23 protein-coding genes are annotated in these 18,104 nt (G+C 71.1%); 13 read left to right on the top strand and 10 right to left on the bottom strand.

The annotated features are described in order from the left end of the window. Positions 1–5: 5 nt before the first annotated feature. The 4 genes from AB0G59_RS16930 (at position 6) to AB0G59_RS16915 (ending at position 2,099) form a co-directional block, all read left to right on the top strand. Positions 6–263, top strand: a complete 258-nt coding sequence (locus tag AB0G59_RS16930; protein WP_071963842.1) for a type B 50S ribosomal protein L31 — start codon at positions 6–8, stop codon at positions 261–263. Continuing rightward, a complete protein-coding gene (locus tag AB0G59_RS16925) occupies positions 263–1,435 on the top strand; it encodes a GTP-binding protein (RefSeq protein ID WP_360912258.1) in 1,173 nt (390 codons plus the stop codon). Before AB0G59_RS16930 ends, AB0G59_RS16925 begins: the two co-directional genes overlap by 1 nt. A gap of 23 nt (positions 1,436–1,458) precedes the next feature. Next, on the top strand, positions 1,459–1,719 hold the full coding sequence (gene rpsR, locus AB0G59_RS16920; protein ID WP_071963840.1) for a 30S ribosomal protein S18: 261 nt from the start codon (positions 1,459–1,461) through the stop codon (positions 1,717–1,719). Between the two features lie 140 nt (positions 1,720–1,859). After that, complete coding sequence (locus tag AB0G59_RS16915; protein WP_104531642.1) at positions 1,860–2,099, top strand: DUF397 domain-containing protein; 240 nt, start codon at positions 1,860–1,862, stop codon at positions 2,097–2,099. A 76-nt stretch (positions 2,100–2,175) separates the two neighbouring features. Here AB0G59_RS16915 and AB0G59_RS16910 read toward each other — a convergent pair whose 3' ends face one another. Next, positions 2,176–2,664: an ATP-binding protein gene (locus AB0G59_RS16910; RefSeq protein ID WP_360912256.1), complete on the bottom strand. Its 489-nt coding sequence runs from the start codon at positions 2,662–2,664 to the stop codon at positions 2,176–2,178. A gap of 313 nt (positions 2,665–2,977) precedes the next feature. Here AB0G59_RS16910 and AB0G59_RS16905 point away from each other — a divergent pair, with 313 nt between their 5' ends. The 5 genes from AB0G59_RS16905 (at position 2,978) to AB0G59_RS16885 (ending at position 7,662) form a co-directional block, all read left to right on the top strand. Beyond that, positions 2,978–3,841 (top strand): helix-turn-helix transcriptional regulator, encoded by an 864-nt coding sequence (locus tag AB0G59_RS16905; RefSeq protein ID WP_360912254.1) that lies wholly within the window; start codon positions 2,978–2,980, stop codon positions 3,839–3,841. A 99-nt stretch (positions 3,842–3,940) separates the two neighbouring features. After that, entirely contained in the window at positions 3,941–5,440 is a 1,500-nt protein-coding gene (locus AB0G59_RS16900) for an aldehyde dehydrogenase family protein (RefSeq protein ID WP_360912251.1), read from the top strand. A 93-nt stretch (positions 5,441–5,533) separates the two neighbouring features. Next, positions 5,534–6,079: a DinB family protein gene (locus AB0G59_RS16895; RefSeq protein ID WP_360912248.1), complete on the top strand. Its 546-nt coding sequence runs from the start codon at positions 5,534–5,536 to the stop codon at positions 6,077–6,079. A 48-nt stretch (positions 6,080–6,127) separates the two neighbouring features. Continuing rightward, entirely contained in the window at positions 6,128–6,709 is a 582-nt protein-coding gene (locus AB0G59_RS16890; RefSeq protein ID WP_360912487.1) for a PadR family transcriptional regulator, read from the top strand. Between the two features lie 119 nt (positions 6,710–6,828). Further along, the gene (locus AB0G59_RS16885) at positions 6,829–7,662 is read left to right on the top strand and encodes a methyltransferase (protein WP_360912245.1); all 834 of its coding nucleotides are present in this window, start codon (positions 6,829–6,831) and stop codon (positions 7,660–7,662) included. A 3-nt stretch (positions 7,663–7,665) separates the two neighbouring features. On the opposite strand, the gene AB0G59_RS16880 is transcribed toward AB0G59_RS16885, so the two are convergent. The 3 genes from AB0G59_RS16880 to AB0G59_RS16870 form a co-directional block, all read right to left on the bottom strand. After that, entirely contained in the window at positions 7,666–8,607 is a 942-nt protein-coding gene (locus tag AB0G59_RS16880; protein WP_360912243.1) for a phosphotransferase, read from the bottom strand. A gap of 63 nt (positions 8,608–8,670) precedes the next feature. Then, entirely contained in the window at positions 8,671–9,681 is a 1,011-nt protein-coding gene (locus tag AB0G59_RS16875; protein WP_360912241.1) for a hypothetical protein, read from the bottom strand. A gap of 159 nt (positions 9,682–9,840) precedes the next feature. Next, entirely contained in the window at positions 9,841–10,701 is an 861-nt protein-coding gene (locus AB0G59_RS16870) for a helix-turn-helix transcriptional regulator (protein ID WP_360912238.1), read from the bottom strand. 140 nt (positions 10,702–10,841) lie between these two features. On the opposite strand from AB0G59_RS16870, the gene AB0G59_RS16865 reads away from it, so the two are divergent. Next, positions 10,842–11,654, top strand: coding sequence for an alpha/beta hydrolase (locus AB0G59_RS16865; protein ID WP_360912236.1), 813 nt, complete (start codon positions 10,842–10,844; stop codon positions 11,652–11,654). On the opposite strand, the gene AB0G59_RS16860 is transcribed toward AB0G59_RS16865, so the two are convergent. Beyond that, positions 11,644–12,870 carry a glycosyltransferase gene (locus AB0G59_RS16860; RefSeq protein ID WP_360912234.1) on the bottom strand — a complete coding sequence of 409 codons (1,227 nt, stop codon included), beginning with the start codon at positions 12,868–12,870 and terminating at the stop codon, positions 11,644–11,646. The two genes, AB0G59_RS16865 and AB0G59_RS16860, sit on opposite strands and share 11 nt — an antisense overlap. Positions 12,871–13,062: 192 nt before the next feature. Here AB0G59_RS16860 and AB0G59_RS16855 point away from each other — a divergent pair, with 192 nt between their 5' ends. After that, on the top strand, positions 13,063–13,275 hold the full coding sequence (locus AB0G59_RS16855; protein ID WP_360912231.1) for a DUF4287 domain-containing protein: 213 nt from the start codon (positions 13,063–13,065) through the stop codon (positions 13,273–13,275). Between the two features lie 14 nt (positions 13,276–13,289). On the opposite strand, the gene AB0G59_RS16850 is transcribed toward AB0G59_RS16855, so the two are convergent. From AB0G59_RS16850 to AB0G59_RS16840, 3 genes are all read right to left on the bottom strand, one after another. Continuing rightward, positions 13,290–14,168 carry a hypothetical protein gene (locus AB0G59_RS16850; protein ID WP_360912229.1) on the bottom strand — a complete coding sequence of 293 codons (879 nt, stop codon included), beginning with the start codon at positions 14,166–14,168 and terminating at the stop codon, positions 13,290–13,292. Between the two features lie 234 nt (positions 14,169–14,402). Then, entirely contained in the window at positions 14,403–14,612 is a 210-nt protein-coding gene (locus AB0G59_RS16845; RefSeq protein WP_360912227.1) for a DUF397 domain-containing protein, read from the bottom strand. Then, positions 14,609–15,424, bottom strand: a complete 816-nt coding sequence (locus AB0G59_RS16840; RefSeq protein WP_360912225.1) for a helix-turn-helix transcriptional regulator — start codon at positions 15,422–15,424, stop codon at positions 14,609–14,611. Before AB0G59_RS16840 ends, AB0G59_RS16845 begins: the two co-directional genes overlap by 4 nt. A 151-nt stretch (positions 15,425–15,575) precedes the next feature. On the opposite strand from AB0G59_RS16840, the gene AB0G59_RS16835 reads away from it, so the two are divergent. Continuing rightward, positions 15,576–16,004, top strand: a complete 429-nt coding sequence (locus AB0G59_RS16835; protein ID WP_360912222.1) for an ATP-binding protein — start codon at positions 15,576–15,578, stop codon at positions 16,002–16,004. Positions 16,005–16,019: 15 nt separating this feature from the next. On the opposite strand, the gene AB0G59_RS16830 is transcribed toward AB0G59_RS16835, so the two are convergent. Next, on the bottom strand, positions 16,020–16,646 hold the full coding sequence (locus tag AB0G59_RS16830) for a Uma2 family endonuclease (RefSeq protein ID WP_360912220.1): 627 nt from the start codon (positions 16,644–16,646) through the stop codon (positions 16,020–16,022). A gap of 129 nt (positions 16,647–16,775) precedes the next feature. Between AB0G59_RS16830 and AB0G59_RS16825 the strand changes: the two genes are divergently transcribed. After that, positions 16,776–17,690: a hypothetical protein gene (locus AB0G59_RS16825; protein ID WP_360912218.1), complete on the top strand. Its 915-nt coding sequence runs from the start codon at positions 16,776–16,778 to the stop codon at positions 17,688–17,690. A 26-nt stretch (positions 17,691–17,716) separates the two neighbouring features. On the opposite strand, the gene AB0G59_RS16820 is transcribed toward AB0G59_RS16825, so the two are convergent. Then, on the bottom strand, positions 17,717–18,104 hold a 388-nt coding region (locus tag AB0G59_RS16820), incomplete at its 5' end, for a DUF4097 family beta strand repeat-containing protein (RefSeq protein WP_360912216.1).

The following is an 18,104-nucleotide window of genomic DNA, read 5'->3' as shown; positions in this document are numbered from 1 at the left end:
CCGCCATGAAGCCCGGAATCCACCCGCCGTACGGCCCCGTCGTCTTCCGCGACCGCGCCGCCGGGTTCGCCTTCCTCACCCGCTCGACCGCCACCAGTGACAAGACGGTCGAGTGGGAGGACGGCAACACCTATCCCGTCATCGACGTGGAGATCTCCTCGGCGAGCCACCCCTTCTACACGGGCACCGCCCGCGTCATGGACACCGCGGGCCGCGTGGAGCGCTTCGAGCGGCGCTACGGCAAGCGCGAGGGCGGCCGCTGATGTCCGCGGCGCGTGCCCTGCCCGTCGTCCTCGTCGGCGGGCTGCACGCCGACGCCCGCAGGACCGCCGTCGAGCGGCTGCTGCACACCGTGCCGGGCAGCGTCGCGCTGCACCACGACCTGTCCACCGCCACCACCGGCACGGTCCGCCGGACCGTACGGGACGCCTCCGGCCTCCTCGACCAGGGCGAGGCGCCCCTGGTCAACGACTGCGCCTGCTGCGCGCTGCGCGAGGACCTGGTGCCCGAGCTGGAGCGGCTCGCCGCGTCCGGGCTGTGCCGGCTCGCCGTCGTCGAGCTCTGGGATTCCGTCGAGCCCAAGGCCATGGCCGAGGTCGTGACCGCCCACTGCGGCGACGAGGCCACGCTGACGGGCGTGTTCACGGCCGTCGACCCGGCGCTGGTCCTGCCGGTCCTCGCCAACGGCGACGACCTCGCCGAGGCCGGCCTGGCGGCCGCCGCGACCGACCAGCGCACGGTCGGGGACACCTTCGCCCGGCAGTTGGAGTACGCCTCCGTCCTGGCCGTGGCCGAAGCCGCGGAAGCCGACGGGGCCGAGCGGGCCGACGCCGCCGACCACGCGCTGCTCGCCCAGCTCACCCCGGGCGCCCGGCAGGTCCCGGTCGACTCCGCCGACCTGGCGGCCGCAGCAGTCGCCGGCTTCGATGTCGAGGCGGCCGCGGCGCGCCAGCACCCCGCCTGCGCGCTGCTGCCGCAGGAGGCGGACGCGGACGGCGTCGCCACGCTCGTATGGCGCGGCAGGCGCCCGTTCCACCCTGGGCGGCTGTACGCGGCCCTGGAGGACCTGACGTGCGCGGCGGCGCGCAGCAGGGGCCGTTTCTGGCTCGCGGACCGGCCGGACACGCTGCTGTCCTGGGACGCGGCGGGCGGCGCCCTGTGCGTGGAGAACGCCGGCCCGTGGCTGGCCGCGCTGCCGGACGCGGCCTGGGAGATGGTGCCCGCGGAGCGCCGCGTGGCCGCGGCGCTGGACTGGCACCCGGAGCACGGCGACCGCGGTCAGTACCTGACCTTCACCTCGCCCGGGCTGGACGCCCGGGGGCTGCGCACGCTCCTGGAATCGTGCCTGCTCACCGACGCCGAATACGAGGGCGGGCCGGACTCCTGGCGACGGCTGTCCGCCGCATTCGACGTACTTCTCGATCCGGTTTCCTGACGCCCCGAAAGGATTTCTGGCCCATGAGCCGCCGCCCCGATCACCGCAAGAACCTCAAGCCGCGACCGAATCCCCTGGACGCGGCGGGAATCACCGTCATCGACTACAAGGACACCGACCTGCTGCGGAAGTTCATTTCCGACCGGGGGAAGATCCGCAGCCGCCGGGTGACGCGGGTCTCCGTGCAGCAGCAGCGGCAGCTGACGCGTGCGATCAAGAATGCCCGGGAGATGGCCCTGCTGCCCTATTCCTCTGGAGGTTCCCCTTCCGGGAAGAAGTCGTGATGTAGTGGCGGGAACACCCTGAGTGCACGTGCATCGGCTCATGCAGAGGCACATGAACGCGGCTATGATCCGGAGCAGTTGCCATCCTCGAAACCGCGTTCTGGGAGAGGATGCCCCCTGCAATGATCCGGGAGAGTCCAGTGCCCCAGGCGTACAACGGCATGGCCGCCTCGGACATCGATGATGTCGTCTGGCGAAAGAGCCGGCACTCCAACTCCCAGGGCTCCTGCGTGGAGTTCGCGAAGCTGCCGGGAGGCGGGGTCGCCGTGCGCAACTCCCGTCATCCCGACGGTCCGGCGCTGGTGTACACCCCCGCCGAGATCGAGGCGATGCTCCTGGGAATCAAGGACGGCGAATTCGACTACCTGATCTGCGAATAGTCCGATGGTCGGGGCGCGGCTCGCACGCGGGTACGGGCTGTCGTGCGGGCGCGGGCTGTCGTCCCCGGCGGTGTCGTCAGTCGCGCGGCAGGCGGAACAGCGCCCAGACGACCTTGCCGTGCAGCGCACCCGCCAGGGGGTGCCAGCCCCACGCGTCGCTGAACGACTCCACCAGGAACAGCCCGCGCCCGCACTCATCCCCCGCGGCGGCCTCCCCCGAGACCGGCCCCGCCTCACTTGGGTCGCGTACCGCACACACCAACCGCGACGTCCAGCGCATCAGGTGCAGACGTACGGATGGTTCGTACTCCGTGCCGACGAGCTCCGTCGGTACGGCGTAGCGCATCGAGTTCGTCACCAGTTCGGAGACGACCAGCGCGACGTCGTCGAAGAGTCCTCCCAGATCCCACTGATGGAGCGTGGCGCTGGTGAACTTCCGGGCGTTCCGCACCGCTTCGAAGCGCGGTGGCAGCGCACAGGACGCGGAGTGGGGGACGGTGGATGAGTCGATCGGGGACAACCCTCTCCATAAGGGAGAGAGCACAGTCGATCCTTCGGTACCCATCCGAGGCACTCCTGGCAATCGAGGACGTGACGTGCACGTGTGCGAGCTCCATGGTTGCCAATGCGCGGGGCGGATGCAAGGGCAGATGCACGTGCACGGGGGGGATTTGGGGGCGCACAAGGTGGTTGGGGAGCAATTCTCCCTACGCCCTCTGCCGTAGCGCTCCGGCAGTTGGCTTGTCTGCGTAACCGGACATGCACTCAACGGAGCCCGAAGATGGCAGACTTCGGCGCCGGGGGTAGCGGGGGTCGCCCTCAGAAGGGTGCGGAACAGACAAGACCGGAACAGGACCGGAAGAGGAAGGGTCGCAGAGATGGCCACGAACGAGTCGAGCGGTTCGGTGGTGCGACGCATACTCCTGGGCTCGCAGCTCAGGCGGCTGCGCGAGTCGCGTGGCATCACGCGCGAGGCAGCCGGGTACTCGATCCGTGCGTCCGAGTCGAAGATCAGCCGTATGGAGTTGGGCCGTGTGAGCTTCAAGGCGCGTGATGTGGAGGACCTCCTCACGCTCTACGGAGTCACCGACGGCGCCGAGCGCGAGGCGCTGCTCGGTCTGGCCCGCGAGGCCAATGTCGCGGGCTGGTGGCACAGCTACGGCGACGTGCTGCCCAGCTGGTTCCAGACCTACGTGGGCCTGGAGGGCGCCGCCTCGCACATCTCGATCTACGAGGTGCAGTTCGTGCACGGCCTGCTCCAGACCGAGGGCTACGCCCACGCCGTCGTCGTGCGCGGCCAGCCCCAGGCGGACGAGGCCGAGGTCGAGCGGCGCGTCTCGCTGCGCATGGAGCGCCAGAAGCTGCTGTTCTCCGAGCGTGCGCCACGGTTCCACGCCGTCCTGGACGAGGCGGCACTGCACCGCCCGTACGGTGGCGAAACGGTCATGCGCGATCAGCTCCAGCACCTCATCGACATCTCCGAGCAGGCCAACGTCACGCTGCAGGTGATGCCCTTCGCGCACGGTGGACACGCGGGCGAGAGCGGCGCCTTCACCATGCTGCGCTTCCCCGAGTCGGACCTGTCCGACGTGGTGTACCTGGAGCAGCTCACCAGCGCCCTCTACCTGGACAAATCCGAGGACGTCGCGCAGTACGAGCGGGTCATGGAGCGGCTGCACGCCGACAGTCTGTCCCCGGCCAGGAGCCGCGATCTCATCGGGCGCCTCCTTCAACTCCGCTGACACATCAGTACGATGACGTCGCATCAGGAGTAAGCACGCGCACCCACATCATTACGGGCGCCACGGGCGCCCCGCCTTTCGCAGACAGGATGGCGCAGCATGTCCTACGGCACCGGACCGGGCAGCGGCCCCGGCACATACGACTCCCTCTTCAGCGAGCTCGCCCACCAGTACATCGACGGTGAGTGGCGGGCCGGCAGCGGCTCCTGGGACATTGTGGACTTCAACCCCTACGACGGGGAGAAGCTCGCCTCCATCACCGTGGCCAGCGCGAAGGAGATCGACGACGCCTACCGCGCCGCCGAGCGCGCCCAGCCCGCGTGGGCCGCCACCAACCCGTACACCCGCCGGCTCGTCTTCGAGCGGGCGGTGCGCATCATCGACGACCGCGAGGCCGAGCTGACGGCCGCCATCACGGCGGAGTGCGGCGGCACGGCGCTCAAGGCCGCCTTCGAGCTGCACCTGGCCCGTGAGTTCCTGCGGGAGGCGATCCACCTCGCGCTGCGCGCCGAGGGGCGGATCCTGCCCTCCCCGGACGACACCAAGGAGAACCGGCTCTACCGGGTGCCGGTCGGGGTCGTCGGGGTGATCAGCCCGTTCAACTTCCCCTTCTTACTGTCGATCAAGTCCGTCGCGCCGGCGCTCGCCCTCGGCAACGCCGTCGTCCTCAAGCCGCACCAGAACACCCCGATATGCGGCGGCGGGCTGGTGGCGAAGGTGCTGGAGGAGGCGGGGCTGCCCGGTGGGCTGCTGAACGTCGTCGTCACCGACATAGCCGAGATCGGCGACGCGCTCATCGAGCACCCCGTGCCGAAGGTGATCTCCTTCACCGGCTCCGACAAGGTCGGCCGCCACGTCGCCACCGTCGCCGCCTCCCACTTCAAGCGCACCATCCTCGAGCTCGGCGGCAACAGCGCGCTGATCGTCCTCGACGACGCCGACCTCGACTACGCCGTGGACGCCGCGGTTTTCAGCCGTTTCATCCACCAGGGCCAGGTCTGCATGGCCGCCAACCGCGTACTGGTCGACCGGTCGGTGGAGCGTGAATTCACGGAGAAGTTCGTCGCCAAGGTGCGGACCCTGAAGGTCGGCGACCCCGGTGACCCGGCTACGCACATCGGCCCCCTCATCAACGCCGGCCAGGCGGAGGCGATCACCACGCTCGTGGAGCAGACCGTCGCGGACGGCGCCACCGCGCTCGTACGCGGCCGGACGGAGGGCACGCTGGTCGGCCCGTCCGTGCTCACCGGCCTGGCGGACGACGCGCCGATCCTGGGCCAGGAGATCTTCGGCCCGGTCGCGCTGATCATCCCCTTCGACGGCGAGGAGGAGGCGATCCGGCTCGCCAACGGCACCCCGTACGGCCTGAGCGGCGCCGTGCACACCGGGGACGTGGAGCGGGGCGTACGCGTCGCCAAGCGCATCGAGACGGGGATGGTGCACGTCAACGACGGGACGGTGCACGACGAGGCCATCGTGCCGTTCGGGGGCGAGAAGCACTCGGGGGTGGGACGGTTGAACGGCGATTCGATGGTGGAGGCGTTCACCACGACCAAGTGGATATCGATCCAGCACGGACGGAGCAGATTTCCTTTCTGAGAACGGGATTCCGGAGGGATATAGGACAGGGGTTGACCTACTCCCGTCCTACCGTTGGCCGTGTTCGGACGACGACGGCGAAAGGCGGATCCCATGCCCATCCACGTGATCGAGAAGAGCACCTCCGACGAGCGCGGCACCCTGCTGGACTTCCTGGAGGCGCAGCGCGGTGCGATCCGCCGGTCCGTCCTCGGCCTGACGGAGGAGCAGGTGCGGCGGAAGCCGAGCGCCAGCGAGCTGTCGCTGGGCGGGCTGCTCAAGCACGTGGCGGACGCCGAGCTCACCTGGCTGCGCCTGGCCCAGGGGCGGCCGGAGGACATCGAGCGCACGCCCGAGAACTGGGGCGAAAGCTTCCTGCTGCTGGAGGGCGAGAGCGTCGCCGGGCAGCTCGCCCTCTGGGAGAAGATCGCCACCGAGATGGAGGAGTTCATCCGTTCGGCCCCCAGCCTGGAGGACACCTTCGCGCTGCCCGAGGCGCCCTGGTTCCCGGCGTCCTCGCGGGTGTCGATGCGCTGGCTGCTGCTGCACCTCATCGAGGAGGTCGCCCGGCACGCGGGCCACGCCGACGTCATCCGCGAGTCGCTCGACGGCAGGACCGCCTTCGGGCTGGTGGACGAGGAGCGCGGCACCGGCGCCTAGGCTGGACAGCCTCAGCAAGGTCATGGCTTGAGGAGGCTGAGGCAGAAGATGTCGGCCATCCGGCTGCTGGTGCTGGGCGCGGTCCGCCGGCACGGGCGGGCCCACGGGTACCAGGTCCGCGGCGACCTGGAGTTCTGGGGCGCGGACGAGTGGTCCAACGCCAAGCCGGGGTCGATCTACCACGCGCTCAAGGCCATGGCCGGGCAAGGCCTGCTCATCGCGCACGACGTCGCGCCGAGCGAGGCGGGCGGCCCGCCGCGCACGGAGTACGAGCTGACCGGGGCGGGGGAGCGGGAGTACCTGCGGCTGCTGCGGGAGGCGCTCTCCTCCGTCGACCAGAAGGTCGACGTCCTCACGGCCGGCGTCGGCTTCATCGTCGACCTGCCGCGCGCGGAGGCGATCGCCCTGCTCAAGGAGCGGCTGGCCGGGCTGGAGGAGTGGCGCGACGACGTCCGCCGGCGCTGGGCCCCGGCGGAGGGCGAGGACTGGGGCCACATCGGCGAGATCATGGGGATGTGGCTGCACACCGCGGACAGCGGCGCGCAGTGGACGCGCGGGCTGGTCGAGCGGCTCGAAGGCGGTGCCTACGTCATGGCGGGCGAGGACGACCAGCCCGGGCGCCCTTCCTGAACGCCTACCCTTGCTTCCCGCTTTTTGCGGAAACCGCAAGAACCTTTGGCAACCGCCCCCGTCCGGGCGCATCGTCGGCTCACAGCAGGCGACGAGCGACTGGAACTGGAACAGGTGCGATGAACGATTTCGACTGGGCCGCGATGGCCGACATGCTCGAGCGCGAGGGCGAGACCCACAGCCCCTACGTGCGGCAGGCCTTCGAGGAGCTGGCCCACCTCACCCCCCGGCGGATCCTGGACATCGGCAGCGGCCCGGGCGTCGCGGCCTGCCGCCTGGCGCAGACGTTCCCGCAGGCCGAGGTCACCGCGGTGGACGGCTCGCCCGAGCTGCTGGAGCGGGCCGGGCGGCGGGCCGACCGGCTCGGCGTCCGGCTGCGGACCCAGGTGGCGGAGTTCCCGGAGGGGCTCGCGGGCCTGGACCCGGCGGACCTGATCTGGTCGGGGCAGGTCGTGCACCACGTGGGTGACCAGCAGGACGCGCTGGACCGGCTGGCCGGGCTGCTGGAGCCCGGCGGGCACCTGGCGATCGTCGAGGGCGGCCTGTCGCCCCACTGGCTGCCCCGCGACCTGGGCTTCGGGCGGCCCGGACTGCAGGACCGGCTGGCCGCGGCGATGGCGGAGCGCTTCAGCCGGATGCGGGCCGAGCTGCCCGGGACCGTGGCGGTGGTCGAGGACTGGCCCGGCATGCTGCGCGCCGCGGGCCTGGCCGACGTACGCAGCCGGACCTTCCTCGTGGACCACCCCGCTCCGCTGGCGGACGGCCCCCGGCAGTCGGTGCGGCAGGCGCTGGAGCGGCACCGCAAGACGCTCACCGAGGACCTGGACGCCGAGGACCTGGCGACGCTGGACCGGCTGCTCGACCCGGCCGACCCGGCGGGGGTCGACCGGCGGGCGGACCTGTTCCTGCTGACGGCGAAGACCGTGCACTTCGGCCGCCGGACAGACGGCTGACGGTCAGCCCAAGGCCGGCAGCGTGAGCGGGGTGCGGGCGCGCCACTGGGCCACGGCGGGTTCGAGCATCGGCCCCAGCTCGGGCATCAGCGGCACGGCGGCCAGCGCGCTCACCACCTGCAGCAGCCGCGCTCCCTCCATGACCTCCAGGAGGGCGCGGTCGACCCGGGTGCCGGAGGCGCGCTCGTACTCCTCGACGGCGCGCGGGCCGACGAGGGTCAGGTCCCACTCGACCGGGCCGCGCGTGACGTCCTCGAAGTCGCTGAAGAGGTGCCCGGTGGCGGTGCGCAGGAGGTTGTACGCGGGGGAGTCGCCGTGCAGGGCCTGCAGCCGGACCCCGGGGAAGTACGCGGGGAAGTCGCGGACGAGGGCTTCGAGCGCCGCGTACTCGCGTCCGGCCCGGTCGAGGTCCTCGGCGGTGAGGAACTCGGGCCGCGCCCGGGCCAGTTCGGTCAGTGCTTCGCCTATGGCGGGCACCAGCGGGGAGAGCGTCGGCAGCTCGCCGGGGTAGCCGGCGAGCGCGGCGTGCAGGCCGGCGGCCCAGCCGGTCTGTTCGACGAAGCGGTCCTCCAGGGCCTGCGGGTCGGACGCGATCGCCTCCGCGATGGGGTCGACCTCGTCGACGAACTCCCAGAACGTCAGCGAGCGGCCCTCGCACTCCACCGGCTCCCGCGGCACCAGCGGGCTCGGCCCCACCACCGGTGCCCCCGCGTCCGCCAGCCAGCCCGCCACGGCGAGCTCGCGCCGCTGCTTCGCCACCAGCGCGTCGGCGCCCATGAGGGTCAGGGACGGTACGCGCACGACGACCGGGTCGGGCGCGAGATGGACCAGGACGTTGAAGACGTCGTGCAGCACCCGGGGCTCGTCGGCGCGCAGCCCCAGTTGCCGGCCCGCCTCGACGGCGATGCGGACGGCTTGCTCGGCGCGGTTGCTCAGGCTCGTCATGGAGTGATCGTGACCTGGGCGCGGGAGGTTGTCGAAGCCATTTCGGGCGGGCAGGCGGTCGGATCAGAAGCGGACGCAGCGGAGTTCGTTGTTCCCGCCACGGACGCTGCGGCGGCCCGTCAGACAGAAGTCGTGGCTGCCGCGCATGATGGCGCGCATGTCGGCGATGTGCTGGTAGACGCGGGCGCGTTCGCGCTGGGGTACGGACAGGCGGTCGCACAGGCGGGGGATGTGGGCCTCTTCCGTCAGGAAGGTCGCGGTCTGTTCGCGGAGGACGGCGTGGACGTGGGTGATCGCCTGCTCGCGGGTGAGGCCCTGGGCCTGGAGGACGAGGACCATGTTGTCCGGGTCGCCGGCCGCCTCCTCCTCGGGGAGGGAGCGGACGTCCTGGGTGAGGCCGGTGACGCGGGCCGTGATGCGGCGCATGGCCTGCATGGGGGCGCTCTCCAGGATGTCCGGCGGGACCTCGTAGTGGCCGACGCGCTCGGCGAAGTCCAGGATCACCCACACCACGCCCGAGATGGCGCGCAGTTGCAGATAGTCCTCGATGCCCAGGGCGGTGCGCCGGCCGGGCCGGTGGCGGCGGTGGCGGTGGTCGCAGGCGATGGCGCACGTATGGAGGAAGCCCGCCCAGTGGCCGACCGCGCGGGCCCGCCAGGCCGGTGACATGCCCTGGCACTCCCTCGCCCACAGGTCGGCGAGCGCGGCCACGACGGGCTCGGCGGCGGGTACGGCGCCTCCCGGTACCCCGCCGGTCACCACGGCGACCAGGTCCGCGACCAGGCGCCGCACCCGGACCGTGTCGTGCCCGACGGGGCCGTCGAGCAGCTCGTCCAGGTGCGCCCACCAGCAGGCGTGGTCGGAGCAGAGGTCGAGGTCGGGGCCGGTGGCGTCGCCGAAGACGGAGGCGGCCCACAGCGGTATGTCGGGCCGGTCGTGGCGGTCGTCGCGGTGCCGGGCGCGCCCGTCGGGCAGCAGGCCCATCCGGTGCATCCAGGAGCGGGAGTGCGCGGCGGCGCGGTGCCGCTCCACGTCGGTCCTGGCTGCGAAGGGCAGGTCGAAGGGGCGCGTCATCCGGCGGGGAAGGAGAGGAGGGGGAAGGTTGGCCTCGCACCCCATGGCGATCACTGTCCCGTTCTGTGGCCAGGGCGAGCTCTCCCGCCCATCCCACACGCCCGGCCGGTGCGGCGCAGCCCCTGCGCCTTCGAACGGGTGACGGCGGCCGCCCGGTCCTCAGCCGGCGGGTGTGAACTGCTCGGTGCCGACGACCCGGAGCAGCGCGAGGCGGTCGGCCGTGTCCGTGCCGGGCGGCGGGGTGAGCAGGACGACGCGCTGGTCGCCCTCCGGGGCGAGGAGGACCTGGCAGTCGAGGTCCACCGGGCCGATCACCGAGTGGAGCACCCGCATGCGACTGCGGCGGCGCACGGCGACCTCGTGCAGCTCCCACAGGGCGGCGAACTCCTCGCTGGCGCCCCGCAGCCGCTCCACCAGCCGGGTGGCGGCCGGGTCCCCGGCCCGGCGGCCCACGGCGGCCCGCAGGTCCGCGACGTGGACGCGGCTGTAGTGGTCGTGTTCCTCGGCCGGGTACGCGTCGCGGGCGGCAGGGTCGGCGAACCAGCGCCAGACGATGTTGCGGCCGTGCTCGGACACCGTGCACACCCCGCCCAGCAGGGACCGGGCCATGTCGTTCTGGGCCAGGACGTCGCCCAGGTCGCTGATCACCTGGGCCGGGGTGCCGGGCAGCTGGTCCAGCAGGTGCAGCAGCCCCGCACTGACCTGGTCGCCCGCGACGCGGCCGGCGGGCGGGCGGTGCCCGGCGAGCAGGTGGAGGTGGTCGCGCTCGTCGTCGCTGAGCCGCAGGGCCCGGGCGAGCGCGGCGAGCATCTGCGGCGACGGCTGCGGGCCCCGGGCCTGCTCCAGCCTGATCAGGTAGTCGGCCGACATGCCCGCGAGGTGGGCGACCTCCTCGCGCCGCAGCCCCGGTGTGCGCCGCCTGGGGCCCGCGACCAGCCCCGCGTCCTGCGGGCGCACCCGCTCGCGCGAACGGCGGAGGAAGTCGGCGAGCTCACGGCGGTCGATCGTCATGAAGATCATCCTGCCGGAGGGCTCCGCGATGTATCCAGGGACTCCCGGTCCCAGGGTCGACGGGGCTCTCCCGCCCCCGCTGACCAGGCGGAAGTGTGGGCGTTGCCGGAGCGGACGCCCCGGCGCCCACCACCCCAGGAGGAGAAGCCATGTCCACCACCATGTCCGCCGCTGCTGCGTCCGCCACCGTGACCGTCGCCGACGCCCGCGTCCACTACGAGCGCACCGGCTCGGGCCCCGCCCTCGTCCTCGTCCACGGCACCGGCTCCGGCGGCGCCGCGGTGAACTGGGGCAGCACCGTCCCCCGCTTCACCGCCGGCCACACGGTGATCACCCCCGACCTGTCCGGCACCGAGCGCACCACGGACGACGGCGGCCCGCTGACCGTGGAGGGCCTGGCCGCGCAGGTCATCGCCGTCATCGAGGACGCGGGCGAGGGCCCGGTGGACCTGCTGGGCTTCTCCATGGGCGCCACGGTCTCCGCGGCCGTCGCCGCCCTCCGTCCCGACCTCGTGCGCCGCCTGATCCTGCTCGCCGGATGGGCCCACACCGACGGCGACGAGTACCTGCGCAACTACTTCACCCTGTGGCAGCAGATCGGCACCTCCGACCCGGCCGCCTTCGGCCGTCACGTCGCCATGACCGGCTTCAGCCGCGGCTTCCTCAACGCGATCGGCCGCGACCAGGTCGAACTCCTCATCCCCAACATGCCGCCCACCCCCGGCACCCTGCGCCACGTCGACCTCGACCTCCGCGTCGACATCCGTGACCTCCTGCCGCGCGTGAAGGCCCCGACCCTCGTCATCGGCTGCACCCAGGACGTCTGCGTCCCGGTCGAGAACAGCCGCTTCCTGCACGCCGCGATCGAGAACAGCACGTACGCCGAGATCGACGCCGGGCACGTCGCGTTCTTCGAGAAGGAGGACGAATTCGTCAAGCTTGTCGACGAGTTCACCCGGTGACCGTGTCGAGCAGCAGCTTCGCGGCCACCTCCGCCCCGTCGGTACGGATCGCGCCGGCCACGGCAGCCGCTCGTGCGTGGGTCTCGGGGGCCAGGGCCGTCTTGAGCGTGGCCGACAGGGACTCGGCGGTCGGCACCGGGCCGTCGTGTGCCGCGCCGATGCCCAGCTCGGCCACGCGGCCGGCCCAGTACGGCTGGTCGCCCATCTGGGGGACCACCACCTGCGGCGCGCCGGCCCGGGCGGCCGTCGTCGTGGTGCCCGCGCCGCCGTGGTGCACGACGGCGGCCACCCTACGGAACAGTGCCTGCTGGTTGACCTCGCCGACGGCGAAGCAGTCGTCCTGGTCGTCGACCAGGGCCAGGTCGGCCCAGCCGCGGGAGAGGAGTACGCGGCAGCCCTGTGCGCGGACCGCCTCGACGGCCGCCCGGGTGACGTCCTCCGCGTCGCGCACGGCCATGCTGCCGAAGCCCACGAACACCGGTGGGGTGCCGGCGTCCAGGAACGCCTCCAGATCGGCCGGAAGGGGGCGTTCGTCCTCCCGTATCCATGCGCCGGTCTGTACGACCTCGAGGTCCGCCGGCTCCGGCCACGGGCCCAGGGTCGGGTCCGCCGCCAGCCACGGGCGGTCGGTCAGGACGTAGTCGCGGAAGCTGTCCACCAGCGGCAGGCCGATCGACGCCCGGTGGGCGTTGAGCCCCGTACCGAACACCACGTTCATGGTCTCGACGTCCAGGTCCCACAGCGCCCGGTTGTCGGTCACACCCGGCGGGAACGGCCGGCCCGGAATCTCGAACGGCGGGTGATGCGGCGACGGCAGATAGGTCGGGAAGTACGCCACGAACACATAGGGGATGCCCAGCCCCTCGGCCACCGACCGCGCGGCGGCCGCGGCCGGGAAGATGCCGGTCCCCACCACCGCGTCACATCCCTCGGCCACCGCGGCGACCGTGTCGTACGCCATGGCGACCAACCCGGCCGCGAGCTCGGGCAGGCTCTCCGCCAGCGGCGGAATCTCTCCCGTCGCCTCCGCGGTCGCCAGCTCGCGCAACGACGGCCCGAGCGGCACCAGCGGCAGGCCGAACCCGTCCAGCAGCTCCGCGAAGTCCGGCGGCGCGCACACCTGCACCTCCGCGCCACGTGCCCGTAACCGCACCGCGAGTCCCACCAGCGGTTCGATGTCCCCGCGCGACCCGTACGCCACCAATAACACGCGCATCTCGCGACTCTCAGTCTGTAGATCCGGGTTGGTGCCGCCGATTGTGCGGTACGACCCGGCTCTCGCTGCAAGCCCGGTTTCACCGTTCCTTCATCGTGAGGAACGAGTCCCGGCCAGCCCGGCCGGCCGCCCGGAGTTCGACCGGAGTTCGACCGGTGCTGCGTTGTCAGTGGTGGGTGCCAGACTCCGGGCATGACTGAAACCGTGAAGGGCCCCGCCAGCTATTTCCCGTCGATCGAGAAGAAGTACGGCCGGCCGATAGCGGAGTGGAAGGACCTCATCCGTGCGTCGCCTCTGGCCAAGCACATGGAGCTGGTCGCCTGGCTCAAGGCCGAGCACGGCCTGGGGCACGGTCACGCCAATGCCCTTGTCGCGCACACCTTGGCGGAGGACAGCGGCAAGTAGGGGGCTCGGGCGCGTCAGCGTTTCTTCGTGGCGAGGAACGCATCCCGGCCGGTCCGGCTGGCCGCCCGTACGGCCGCCGCGCGGGAACGGACGTCGACCGGTGGTGGCTCGGCGGCTTGCTGCTGAGCAGCGTGTTCGCCGTGGCAGGCGCGGCACAGGCCGCCGGAGAGCGCTTCCGGGCGGCCCGGTGTGCCGCAGCCGGTGCACTCCATCATGCGGCGCCGCACCGGGGCCGGGGCCGGCTCGGGCAGTGGCTCCGGCGGCATCTTGTCCTTCAGGCGCCTACGGGCGAAGGCCCCCGGGACGTGGACGTTCTCCGGCAAGTCCGTCGTGAGGGCCCGGACGATGTGCTCTCGCGGTACGCCCCGGGCCAGCCACTCCGCCGCGAGCGGCTCCAGCTCCTCGCACTCGGATGCCGAGAGCGTCATTCGGGCGTCGGTGCGGCCCAGCGCGGCGAGGGCCTCGTACGCCTCGGAGCGGGGCGCTCGGGCGCGCGGCTGCGCCGGTGCTTTGGCCTGTGCCTCTGCCGGTGCCTCTGGCTCTGCCTCTTTCGGGACGTCGCCCTGCAGGTGGCGCGCCCACCAGGCGTCGCTGCGCGGCGTGCGGGAGAAGTGCGTGCGGAACACCCACTGCGTACGCCCGTCGCCGACCGTTTCGCGCTCACGGCGCAGGTGCCCGGCAGTTGAGAGCGCGTTGAGGGCCGTGCCGATGGCTTGCTGGCCGTACAGGGGCAGCTCTTTGGCCAGCGTCTTCACGTCCATGGCCGCGCCCTCGGGCAGACGGTCGATGTGGGAGGCGATGTACGCCTCGCGCTGGGGCAGATGAGCGAAGGTGTCGGCTTTGCGCGGCGCCTGGTCCGGTGCGGATTTCTTTCCGTAGCCGGGTGAGGCCATTGGGGGGTCGTAGGGGCGAGGGGCGACGATAGGGTTGGCTACAGCCACGGGATCGCTCGATTCGATCTTGGTGGTCAGACCCCCGTCTGGTGTTGGTAGCACCGGCGGGGGTTGCTTGTTGCTGCGCACGCTACAGGGCGAGTGCGCGGTGTGGCGACTCGGTTGCGGAAAGTCATCCGCGTGTGCTTACGCGGGAGTTGGGAGGGTGGGTGGGTTGTCCCAACCCACCATTCATTACATAGGGGGCTCGACCCTCGACCCCCGAAGCTCGGCTGTGAAGGCGGCCCAGGTGGCGGGCGAGATTGTTATTCGGGGATGGCCGTTTGCCGACCCGAGCTTCGAGTCCCGGACGTGGACCGTGCCGTTGGGGATGGCGACCTCTACGCAGTCGTGGCCGCCGCCGTCGCTGTAGCTGGACTTGAACCAGGTGACTTCGGCGCTCATAGCTCCGCCATTACCTTTCCGATGAACTGTGCCGATTCCGCGTTGCTCAGTGCCTGCCTGCTGATCATGTCTAGGTACTTGGTGAGGGTGCTCACGGTCTCCGTGTCCGAGTGGAGAACGTAGGTGCCCTGGCCCTCCACGTAGGCGTAGTGCTCGTGTTGAGCGGTCTCCACCAGCACGAGCGAACCATTGAGGTGGGATGGCGCGTAGCCGCCGACGGGGAGCACCTGGATGGAGATGTTGCGCATCTGGCCTGCATCGATCAGGTGGGCCAACTGGGCTTTCATGACGGCCGGTCCGCCGACTCCGGTGTGTAGAGCCGCTTCGTAGACCACGTAGGTGAAGATCGCCGCGGGCTTGCGCGTCAGGTTCTCCTGCCGCTTCAGTCGGCGCGATACGCGCTCTTCGATCGTCTCATCATCCGCTGGCGGCCAGTGGCTGTTCATCAGAGCCCGCGCGTAGTCCTCGGTCTGCAGCAGGCCCGGGATGAGGAGAGGAGCGTATGAGGCCAGCGAGATGGCCTCAGCCTCGGCGGCGGCGAATTCGACGAACTGTGTGGCGATTTTCTCCGGCTGCAGATAGTCCCGCGCCGCCAGCAGCAACCCGTTCGCCCCGCACATCTCGTCCGCGATCTGCAAGAGCCGCAGGCTCGGCCGTCGCCGACCCTGTTCCATGGACTTGAGGCTCTCGTAACCGTAATTGGCCTCTTGCGCCAACTGCTCCCGGCTCACGCCGGCTTGCGCGCGCCAGAGCTTGATCTGGTTGCCGCAATAGCGCCAGGCCATCGGCGGTTGTGAGCTCTCGGTCGACACTGCGCTTGCCCCCTCCCGAGCCCATGCCGGGGACGGCAGGGCCCCGTACCCACGTCGATACTGCCGATTCTGCTCCCGCAACAGCACCCTTTGAGCCTTGAACGCCGAAAACTCCCCGCTCACGAGCGACGCTCGCGCACCAAGGACACCGATGACAGCCGTGCGACTCGACGCCCCGCCCACATACGTCTGGTGGCGGTTCACCCGCCACCCCCGCAGTGTCGGCGCAGCCCGGCGGCTGCTGCGCGAGCAGGCCCGCTCGTGGCGGGCACCGGAGGAGGCGGCCGAGACGGCGGTGCTGCTGCTCAGCGAGTTGATGACGAACGCGTGCAGGCACGGGCGGGTGTCGCCGGGGCGGGAAATCCACGTGCTGTGCATCGTGGCCGACGGAAACCTGCGCATCGAGGTGTCGGACGCGGGCGACGGGATCCCCCGGCGCTGCCGGGCGTCGGTCGACGAGGAGGCGGGGCGGGGCCTGCGGCTCGTGGCCGCGCTTGCCGAAAGGTGGGGCTTCTGCCCCCGCCCGCACGGCATCGGCAAGACGGTGTGGTGCGAGCTGCCGCTTGCGGCGAGCCGCTGAACTGGGGCGTGGCGGTCAGATCTTGATCAGGTTGCGGAGATCGATCTCGATGGGGAACGGCACAGTCGTCTTGAGGGTGCCGACGTGCGTACGGCGTTCGGGGCTCGGGACGAAAAGGCCTGCCTCGGCGTCTCGCCAGAACTCGTGCACCTCAGGAGCGATGTCCGGTCCTCGCTCCACTCGCCAGTAGTAGTCGATGCCCACGCTGGCGTAGATGGTGGGCTTGTAGAGCCGGTCCTCCGAGACGGAACCGGGCGAGACGACCTCGATGGCGAGGACGGCGTTCTCGACGGGGATGCAGTCCACGGTGCCGACGTCGAGGCCGGTCTTGTCGAAGACCAGGACATCCGGCCGTGGCGCGTTGCGCTTGTCCACGAACAGTGCCTGCTCGGCCTCGACGGTGTAGGGCTCCTGCAGAAGGTCGTCGATCCGTGTGTACAACCGGTTCCGCACACGGTTGTGCCACCACCTGGTTTCTCCTCGTACCACGATCTTCCCGCCCAGTAGTTCCCAGTCACATGGCAGGACCAGCTCCTTCACCTGGTCGTACGTCCAGCCGTCGGCCGGCGGGTACATCCAGTTCTCCGGCGTGGCCCGCTCCGGCTGCTGATACCTGGCTTCTGCGGCCATCACTGCTCCCATGGACCGGATCGTGTGCGAGGTCGTGGACGGGTGTCTCCAGCTCGACGGTAGCGCCACCCGGTCGGGTGAGGGGGGACCGTTTCTCCGACGCGTCGTCCATTGTCAGAGGCTGCTGGCAGCATCGCCGCTATGAACCACATCCGTACCACTCCGCCGCGGCCGCTCGACGTCGCCGCGCTCTTCCCTGAACTGGCTCCGCTGGCACGCACGGCGATCCGGTTGCATCCGCGCCCCGGGTCTCCGTCGCCGCAGGACAGTTCGGTCGGTGGGCCGTTGCTGTGGCCCGCCGACGAGCCGTGGCCGTACTGCGACGAGGTGCACGGGCTGTACGACAGTTCGACCGACGAGGAGTACGAGGGTCCGAACCCCATGGTGCCCGTGGTCCAGCTGTACGTGCGCGACGCACCCCTGCTGCGACCGCCGGGAGGGGCCGATCTGCTCCAGGTGCTGTGGTGTCCCTGGGAGCACGAGCCGGATTTCAAGCCTCCGACCGTGCTGGTCTGGCGATCCGCCGCCGAGGTCGCCGACATCCTCGCCACGCCGCCCGAGTCGACTGAGGGGGAATACGAGGGCTACATGCCGGTGCCGTGCTTGCTCGCGCCGGAGCGGATCACCGAGTACCCCAACTACTTGGAGTTGGGCAAGGAGTTGCAGCAGCCGCTGAAGGACTGGGACAGGTGGCAGGCGGCGGACGCCGGTGTGGACAGCTCCTACGAGCCCTACCCGGAGGCGTTCTACTCGAGCGCTCTGTCCGAGGCCCCGGGCTGGAAGGTCGGCGGCTGGGCCCCGTGGGGCCTCACCGATCCTGTCGCCCGGTTCTGCGCCGACTGTGGCGCCGGGATGGTCCCGCTGCTGACCATAGCCTCGGTTGAATGGGACAGCGGCAACAAGAGTTGGGTCCCGTACGAGGATCGAGACCTCGCTGAGTCCGGCAACGGTGGCGTGTCGAGCCCGCCCAGGGTCCACATCTCCAGGACCAACAATCTGCAGCTCTACGTCTGCCCGGAGTCCCCGGAGCATCCGCACACCGACCTGATCCAGTGAGCCATTGGTGAAGTCCACCCGGCCGCTCACAGGCTGCGGGCGGTGATGTTGCCGTAGGAGGTGGTGGCGGTGATGTTGAGGCCGGCGGCGTTGCCGTCGGTGTTGTTGAGGGTGTTGTGGATGCGGCCGTAGGCGGTGCCGGCGTCGAGGGTGGCGGAGATTCCGCGGGCGGCGCCGACGGAGATGTCGCCGTGTTCGGTGCGCAGGGTGACCGTGCCGTGCAGGGCTTCGGTGATGTTCAGGTTGCCCTTCTGGGTGCGGATGTCCGCGGCGCCGTTCAGGCGGCCGACGGTGATGTCGCCGGCCTGGAGGGTGAGGCGGGCGCCGGCGGTCTCGTCGAGCTTGACGGTGGCCTGCGCGCCCTCGAAGGCGACGTCGCCGAGGCGTCCGACGCCGCGGAGTTCGGCGAGGGCC

The organism is Streptomyces sp. NPDC021096, assembly GCF_040641275.1.
Taxonomy (GTDB): Bacteria; Actinomycetota; Actinomycetes; order Streptomycetales; family Streptomycetaceae; genus Streptomyces.
Note: the sequence above shows the minus strand (reverse complement) of the source record. Positions and strands in the feature narration are given on the sequence as shown.

Excerpts from the sequence above, each read along its gene's own strand:
- AB0G59_RS16825 (WP_360912218.1), top strand. The coding sequence starts at position 16,776 with ATGAACCACATCCGTACCACTCCGCCGCGGCCGCTCGACGTCGCCGCG.
- AB0G59_RS16885 (WP_360912245.1), top strand. The coding sequence starts at position 6,829 with ATGAACGATTTCGACTGGGCCGCGATGGCCGACATGCTCGAGCGCGAG.
- AB0G59_RS16860 (WP_360912234.1), bottom strand. The coding sequence starts at position 12,870 with ATGCGCGTGTTATTGGTGGCGTACGGGTCGCGCGGGGACATCGAACCG.
- AB0G59_RS16845 (WP_360912227.1), bottom strand. The coding sequence starts at position 14,612 with ATGAGCGCCGAAGTCACCTGGTTCAAGTCCAGCTACAGCGACGGCGGC.
- AB0G59_RS16890 (WP_360912487.1), top strand. The coding sequence starts at position 6,128 with ATGTCGGCCATCCGGCTGCTGGTGCTGGGCGCGGTCCGCCGGCACGGG.
- AB0G59_RS16865 (WP_360912236.1), top strand. The coding sequence starts at position 10,842 with ATGTCCACCACCATGTCCGCCGCTGCTGCGTCCGCCACCGTGACCGTC.
- AB0G59_RS16830 (WP_360912220.1), bottom strand. The coding sequence starts at position 16,646 with ATGGGAGCAGTGATGGCCGCAGAAGCCAGGTATCAGCAGCCGGAGCGG.
- AB0G59_RS16925 (WP_360912258.1), top strand. The coding sequence starts at position 263 with ATGTCCGCGGCGCGTGCCCTGCCCGTCGTCCTCGTCGGCGGGCTGCAC.
- AB0G59_RS16835 (WP_360912222.1), top strand. The coding sequence starts at position 15,576 with ATGACAGCCGTGCGACTCGACGCCCCGCCCACATACGTCTGGTGGCGG.
- AB0G59_RS16900 (WP_360912251.1), top strand. The coding sequence starts at position 3,941 with ATGTCCTACGGCACCGGACCGGGCAGCGGCCCCGGCACATACGACTCC.
- AB0G59_RS16870 (WP_360912238.1), bottom strand. The coding sequence starts at position 10,701 with ATGATCTTCATGACGATCGACCGCCGTGAGCTCGCCGACTTCCTCCGC.
- AB0G59_RS16850 (WP_360912229.1), bottom strand. The coding sequence starts at position 14,168 with ATGGCCTCACCCGGCTACGGAAAGAAATCCGCACCGGACCAGGCGCCG.
- AB0G59_RS16875 (WP_360912241.1), bottom strand. The coding sequence starts at position 9,681 with ATGACGCGCCCCTTCGACCTGCCCTTCGCAGCCAGGACCGACGTGGAG.
- AB0G59_RS16855 (WP_360912231.1), top strand. The coding sequence starts at position 13,063 with ATGACTGAAACCGTGAAGGGCCCCGCCAGCTATTTCCCGTCGATCGAG.
- AB0G59_RS16880 (WP_360912243.1), bottom strand. The coding sequence starts at position 8,607 with ATGACGAGCCTGAGCAACCGCGCCGAGCAAGCCGTCCGCATCGCCGTC.
- AB0G59_RS16905 (WP_360912254.1), top strand. The coding sequence starts at position 2,978 with ATGGCCACGAACGAGTCGAGCGGTTCGGTGGTGCGACGCATACTCCTG.
- rpsR (WP_071963840.1), top strand. The coding sequence starts at position 1,459 with ATGAGCCGCCGCCCCGATCACCGCAAGAACCTCAAGCCGCGACCGAAT.
- AB0G59_RS16910 (WP_360912256.1), bottom strand. The coding sequence starts at position 2,664 with ATGGGTACCGAAGGATCGACTGTGCTCTCTCCCTTATGGAGAGGGTTG.
- AB0G59_RS16895 (WP_360912248.1), top strand. The coding sequence starts at position 5,534 with ATGCCCATCCACGTGATCGAGAAGAGCACCTCCGACGAGCGCGGCACC.
- AB0G59_RS16930 (WP_071963842.1), top strand. The coding sequence starts at position 6 with ATGAAGCCCGGAATCCACCCGCCGTACGGCCCCGTCGTCTTCCGCGAC.